The sequence below is a fragment of the Ruminococcus sp. genome (assembly GCF_024684275.1).
Genome location: NZ_JAIKXF010000032.1, coordinates 1 through 6,041 on the forward strand (window position 1 = coordinate 1; position 6,041 = coordinate 6,041).

A 6,041-nucleotide genomic window follows, 5' to 3' on the forward strand; every position below is an offset into this window, starting at 1 on the left:
ACAAAGTAACAACCACATTTATGGACAAATTGGAGGTAATATGGATAACAGAATCTACGGTTATGCCCGGGTATCTACCCGGGAACAGAATGAAGACAGGCAGCTTGAAGCTCTTATTAAGTTTGGCGTTCCTGAGCAGAACATTATCATCGATAAGGCTTCCGGTAAGGATACAGAGCGTGAAGGCTATCAGTACCTCAAGCGTCAGATACTCCGTAAGGGAGATACACTTGTTATCAAGGAGCTGGACAGGCTTAGTAGAAACAAGGCAGATATCAAGCGAGAACTGGAAGAGTTCAAAGCAGCAGGAGTGCGTGTAAAGATACTCGACATTCCGACTACTCTTACGGACTTTCCACCGGATCAGGCTTGGATCCTTGAAATGATAAACTCGATCCTTATAGAGGTTCTCGGCAGCATTGCAGAAAACGAGCGTAATAAGATACGTTCTCGTCAACGTGAGGGAATAGAGGCTGCAAAGAAGAGAGACGTTAAATTTGGACGTCCTGCTAAGCCTCTGCCTGATAACTGGCGTGAGGTACTGGCAGAAGTCCGTTGCGGAAATAAAAAGCCTGTAGAAGCTATGCGGGAGCTTGGCATATCTCGTTCTTACTTCTACAAGCTATACAGCGACAACTGATAGATGTAGCCTCCTTCGGGATAATGTCATTAAGCTAAGCAGAAAAAACAACTATCTTATTTATAAATGAAAAGGCTGCTTTGTTATATAAATTGAGCAAAGCAGTCTTTCATTATTTTTTAGAAGTTATTTGTTGCTACAAAAATGCTGACGTTAATTACTGCATCAGAATTTTTTGTAATTACCACCAAACCAGCCTGCCATAAAAACAAATTGGGCTGTTAAAAAGACTAAAAACAGGTCTTCCCTCGAAAACAGCTAAAAATGGCGTTCTACGTTAGCTGACTTTAGCTTTTTTGAAATAGAGTAGCTTTTGACAACCTGGAGAGAGTACATTGTGCGCTCTTATTATTATATAACAAAATCTATTGACATCATTTGCCCAAAGTATTATAATGGCAGTATAAACCATTGCTTATGGGGCAATGAGTTTAATGATATGGAGGGATTATATTATGTTTGAACAGGATTATATCATGCGTCAAATAAAGGAAATAACAGCTGTTATAGCCAAAGTCGTATTCAACGCAAAGGTGGATAAATCATTTGAGACGCTTCAGGAAGTTGAAAAACAAAAAGCCTATACGCTCATAGAGCAAATGAATAACGGCCAAATCAAGGAAGCAGTTGAAGAACTTGAAAAACTCACCGAAGAAAACACGATAGAAAACCTTATGATCGGACTTTCATTCTATTCACACCTAAGCGATCTTGACGAGGAACAATTTGAATTAGCGGCATACACATTTGCTCAGGGTAGAAGAGACTTCGAGCGGTTTGCGAATAAATTCGGCTGGAAAGGTGTAACAGATCTTTACTTTGGTAATGACGATGACTAATATTAAAAGTTGAATTCCTTTGTTTTTGCCAATCGGTGAGGTTTATTTGGTTGAAAACTCCATAAGCTCTTTGCCAAGTGTCTGGCTGCCCATTCCGAGAATGAATCTCATTGTTTTTGAGAATGGCAGCTCACTCTTACGAACAAAGTCTCTCTTAGGATCTGCAACAAAAGCCGATTTGTTTTTCTCCATTTTCCGAATAAGTATATTAAGCTTGCTTTTGACGGAATTACAGTATTTTCGCACGATAAAGTCCTCCAATCAGATGTGTATATCTGATTGGCTCCGCCGCACATTTTCGGCTTTTTGTCAATACCTTTTTGCAAAAATTTACATTATATTCATAAAAATAGTCACAGGATCTTTGTTCACCCTGTGACTATTTTGTTTTTCCTTAGCTTAATGACATTAGGATCATGGGGATATTATATAATGCTTTTGCGCAGATAGTCAATAGATTTACTGTAAGATGCATTTTTATGAAGGTAAGTTGTATTTTTTAGAGGGTAAGTTGCATAATGGCACTTCAAATAAGATGCACTTTTTGATATGTAAGTTGCATTGACATCAAATCTGGTTTTGTGTTATCATATATATTGTAATACACGTATTATAAAGGAAATCTCATTTGAAAGAAATGATCATTCATGCATGAAAACAAGGTAAGGATAACATGGTACGGAACAGCTTCTGTACGGATCGCTACAAACAGCTCACAACTGCTTATTGATCCGTTTATTCCGTTCCCTGACAGCAGGGTAAACGTCCCGTCAGACGCCTTTGACGGCTGCAGTCATATCATCATTTCCCACGGTCACTTTGACCACATCGGCAGTATCCCTGAGATAGTACGCAGACATACCGCCGTTTACTGCACAAAAGCTCCATACCGCACTCTCATCAGAAAAGGCGTCGATAAAACTAACCTGCATATGATAAAGGAAAGCACTTGTTTTTCAATAGGAGATATACATATAACTGCTTATAAAGGCAAGCACATCAGTCTGGGTATACCTGAAATACTAAAAGTATTGTTCAGCAAACGTTTCCTTAAGAATAGAAAAGATATTGTAAGAAAACTTATTCGATTTGCGTCATGCCTTGAAAAAAAGGAGACACTTTGCTACCGTATCAAGGCATATGACAAGCAAATACTGATACTGGGCAGTCTTGCACTTGCAGATGGTATTCTATACCCAACAGGTGTTGATCTGGCTTTATTCCCGTATCAGGGCTCGGATAAGCTGTGCGACATGGCAATGACTGTCTATGACCGAATCAGACCAAAAGCTGTACTGCTGACGCATTTTGATGATACGTTTCCTCCATTTAGTTCTGATATTGATACATCGGGATTTGAAAAACGAATGAAAAACACTGTGCCTGTGTACAAGCTGCATCACGGAGGCTCACTTGAAATATAGCACATTATATTCTACATACTTACTACAATACGGAGGTCGGTAATGAAAATAATAATCGAATCACCTAAGCCGGATGAGGAAGATACAGTAATTGTCAGGTGTGCCTCGCCGGATCAGAGGCTCATTTCAATGCTTCTTTCATTTCAGACTGTCAATACAGAACTTACAGGATATATGGATGAAAAAATAGTACGTTTGAATTATCAGGAAATATACTATTTTGAAGCCAACGAAAACCGCGTTTTTGCTTACTATCACTCAGATGTCTACGAAGTCAAGTATAAGCTGTATGAGCTGGAGGAGCTTTTTGCTCCTTTGGATTTTGTACGATGCTCAAAATCTATGATCGTAAATATGGAGAAAATAGAGTACCTATCGCCATTATTCAGCGGTAAGCTGGAAGCGCATCTGAAAAACGGCGAAAAGATAGTTATCTCACGGCAGTATGTACGCAGTCTGAAGTCAAAGCTCGGACCTGAGGAGGTAGAATAATGATAAAGGAATTTTTTGTTTCATTGCTACATTATTTTGTGGACATCACAACAGCTATTTTAATTGCTGCTGCAATATTTCTTACGATTTCCGGACAGCAGATCGACAGTATAATCTTATGGGAAATTCTACTGAGCGGACTTATAACTGCTCTTCCGACTGCTCTTTTGCTATGCTTTGATACCAAAAACGTACGGCTTTCATGGATATTATGGATATTGCATTTTCTGGTGATATTGATCGTTACTGTTCTGCTGCTTAAAGCATTCGGCTGGTGTAAGATAACTCCGCTCTCACTTCTTATGACATTTTTGGCAGTCGTTTTCATATATCTGTTCACAAGCTTTGTTCATTATCTGGTAGACCGAAAGCATGCATCAATTATGAATAAACAGCTCAAAAAACGATATACCAAAAATGACACTGATAAAAGTCCGAATCACACCAGTGAAAGCGCTTAGTTATAAAGGTACCAATAAGAAAAAAGTCTCCGCAATTATACAGCGGAGACTTTGCTTTATATTCATGGTGAAGTCATTGACGACTATTTTGTAACTGAATAAAAATATAAGCAGTCTTCGGACCGCTTTTTATTTCCCAGAATAACATAAAACGTATGCGGCATGACTGCCTAACAGTATTGAAAATAAAAGCAATCTGCACAATTTGTACAGATTGCTTTTGGTAACATAATAGAATATTTTTGTTATTTCGACTGTCTGCTTGACAGAGGCAGGTCATTAATGACGCAGCCCTTTATGTCTGGTATTACTTGATAAGACCTATGCCCCATATAGTGAAGCTGCCGCTTCCGCTTATAGAAACATCAAGGTCACCTGTTGTATCCTGATAATAGCCAAGCTCTGCGTCCGGACCGCCCCATGTGTACTGCTTATTGCCGTTTACCTTTGTGGTCTTGCCGTTTACAGTAACATTTATGCTGCCCATACCTGAGCTGTTAGCCTTGAATACTATGATAAGTCCCTTGCCCTGTGTCTTGAAGGTCATGGGGCTTCCGCCGTTAAGGGTATACGAATAGTTGAGACCGGGGTTATTGTTGTAACCGCCACCTGATTTCCATGAGCCTGCGTTGAAGTTTGTCAGGTTCTTGGGATCAACGTTCACGCAGTTAGCGTACTCTGCGCCGTATACGTACTTAGTTGGCTGTGTATAGCCTGCGGACTGATTCTCGCTCTTTAATGCCTGACGAATATAGTATGCCATACAGTCAGCTACAAGCTGTCCGCCCTTCTGATGCGGGTGATACTCGTCTGAATAGTAATCACTTGCTTTCAAGAAGCCGCTGCCGAATGCCTTAGTAAGAGCGTCGTCCATGCTTATTACAGGTATATCGAAGTTCTTGCCGATAGGATACATCTGCGACTGGCTGGAGAAGCCGCCCTGTGCACGGGTGATAATGATACCTACAGCAGGCTCGTTGGGCATATCAAGGAACTTCTTGATACAGCTCTCAAAGCACTTCTTGTACATGATGTCCTCATGGTCGTTTACTGAGAACTCAAGGAAGATGATGTCAGGCTTCTGCTCAACTATCTGCTTCTCGCTGCGGACCAGTCCTACAACCGAGGAGGTACCTGAGAGACCTGCGTTTATCTCCTTGAAGCTGCCCTTAGCAAATGTTGTCCTGAGGTAGTTGGAAAATGGTGTTGTGTAGTTCTTGCCCTCAGTGATAGAACCGCCGAGGTAAGCTACTGTCAGAGGTGAACCGCCCTCAGCAGCAGTGAGCTTCTGCGTGAGCCTGTAGGTGTTGCCCATGTGCTTGATAGAGCTCTTGTAGAAGTCGATATACTGAGCAGAAGCTGTCTCCTTGTAGTTATCCCACTTAGTAGTGTCAACTGTAGGTGTAGGAGGAACAACTATCTCAGGCACCTTGCCTGTGCCGCCTGTTGTAACTGCTGACTTTGTGCCCTCAGCTGCAACCAGTACATCGTCAATATAGATATCCATAAGGTCACCCGAAGACTCAACAGTCTCAACGTAGAGTGTCATATCACCTGCATTATCAGGGATAGTAAATGAGGTGTTCTCTATCTTTGTCCATACGCCGCTCTCGCAGGTCGCCTTTGCGATAGATGTGTAAACAGCGCTTCCTCCGCCGTTTCCGCCCTGCTGGAGCGAAATCTGTATCTCAGCTGAGCTGCCGGACATCTGGAGGGCTGCAAGGCTTATGCTGTAGGTCTGACCGGGCTGGAAATCCGAGCCGAGGTTGATAGCTGCACCGTTCCACTCAGCGCTTCTGTCTGTGATAAGCAGAGATTTGCCCGATGAACCGTAGTATGCTTCGTCTACAGCTGCAACAGAAGCTGCGCCTCTGCCTGTCCACTCACCTACGCCCGAATCAAAGCTGTCATTCAGAGCGCCGCCTGATATAGGAGCTGTAGTAGTTGTGGTCGTTGGTACTGTTGTAGTAACAGGAGCTGTGGTCACCTTCTCGGAATAGCTTTCGGGAAGCTTTGTTATAAGGTTTAAGAGGTACTTCTGGATAGAAAGCGCATCGTTTGAGGTAATGCCGCTGCCTGCCTCATAAACGTCCGCATTGTAGAGCCCCGGCTCTGTCAGCTTATATTTATTCGGGTTAGCAAGTGACTGCATTATAAGGACTACGTCGCTCATATCAACTGTATC

General features: G+C 42.0%; 7 protein-coding genes. 5 read left to right on the forward strand and 2 right to left on the reverse strand.

What is annotated here, in order from left to right:
* The first annotated feature begins 40 nt into the window (after positions 1 to 40).
* Positions 41 to 640, forward strand: a complete 600-nt coding sequence (locus tag K5677_RS03845; RefSeq protein ID WP_296724871.1) for a recombinase family protein — start codon at positions 41 to 43, stop codon at positions 638 to 640.
* Positions 641 to 1,095: 455 nt separating this feature from the next.
* Positions 1,096 to 1,479, forward strand: a complete 384-nt coding sequence (locus tag K5677_RS03850; RefSeq protein ID WP_296724873.1) for a DUF6483 family protein — start codon at positions 1,096 to 1,098, stop codon at positions 1,477 to 1,479.
* Positions 1,480 to 1,521: 42 nt separating this feature from the next.
* Here the strand turns inward: K5677_RS03850 and K5677_RS03855 are convergent, their stop codons facing one another.
* Positions 1,522 to 1,671, reverse strand: coding sequence for a hypothetical protein (locus tag K5677_RS03855; protein ID WP_296724877.1), 150 nt, complete (start codon positions 1,669 to 1,671; stop codon positions 1,522 to 1,524).
* Between the two features lie 455 nt (positions 1,672 to 2,126).
* Between K5677_RS03855 and K5677_RS03860 the strand changes: the two genes are divergently transcribed.
* Genes K5677_RS03860 through K5677_RS03870 form a run of 3 tightly spaced genes read left to right on the forward strand, consistent with a single transcriptional unit; the run spans position 2,127 to position 3,856 of the window.
* Positions 2,127 to 2,903: an MBL fold metallo-hydrolase gene (locus tag K5677_RS03860; RefSeq protein WP_296724880.1), complete on the forward strand. Its 777-nt coding sequence runs from the start codon at positions 2,127 to 2,129 to the stop codon at positions 2,901 to 2,903.
* A 42-nt stretch (positions 2,904 to 2,945) separates the two neighbouring features.
* The gene (locus tag K5677_RS03865) at positions 2,946 to 3,395 is read left to right on the forward strand and encodes a LytTR family DNA-binding domain-containing protein (protein WP_296724882.1); all 450 of its coding nucleotides are present in this window, start codon (positions 2,946 to 2,948) and stop codon (positions 3,393 to 3,395) included.
* Positions 3,395 to 3,856 carry a DUF3021 family protein gene (locus K5677_RS03870; protein ID WP_296724884.1) on the forward strand — a complete coding sequence of 154 codons (462 nt, stop codon included), beginning with the start codon at positions 3,395 to 3,397 and terminating at the stop codon, positions 3,854 to 3,856. The genes K5677_RS03865 and K5677_RS03870 overlap by 1 nt, the downstream gene beginning before the upstream one ends.
* Before the next feature lie 307 nt (positions 3,857 to 4,163).
* On the opposite strand, the gene K5677_RS03875 is transcribed toward K5677_RS03870, so the two are convergent.
* Positions 4,164 to 6,041: carbohydrate binding domain-containing protein (locus K5677_RS03875; protein ID WP_296724886.1), on the reverse strand; the 1,878-nt coding region annotated here is incomplete at its 5' end.

Excerpts from the sequence above, each read along its gene's own strand:
- K5677_RS03845 (WP_296724871.1), top strand. The coding sequence starts at position 41 with ATGGATAACAGAATCTACGGTTATGCCCGGGTATCTACCCGGGAACAG.
- K5677_RS03850 (WP_296724873.1), top strand. The coding sequence starts at position 1,096 with ATGTTTGAACAGGATTATATCATGCGTCAAATAAAGGAAATAACAGCT.
- K5677_RS03855 (WP_296724877.1), bottom strand. The coding sequence starts at position 1,671 with ATGGAGAAAAACAAATCGGCTTTTGTTGCAGATCCTAAGAGAGACTTT.
- K5677_RS03870 (WP_296724884.1), top strand. The coding sequence starts at position 3,395 with ATGATAAAGGAATTTTTTGTTTCATTGCTACATTATTTTGTGGACATC.
- K5677_RS03865 (WP_296724882.1), top strand. The coding sequence starts at position 2,946 with ATGAAAATAATAATCGAATCACCTAAGCCGGATGAGGAAGATACAGTA.
- K5677_RS03860 (WP_296724880.1), top strand. The coding sequence starts at position 2,127 with ATGCATGAAAACAAGGTAAGGATAACATGGTACGGAACAGCTTCTGTA.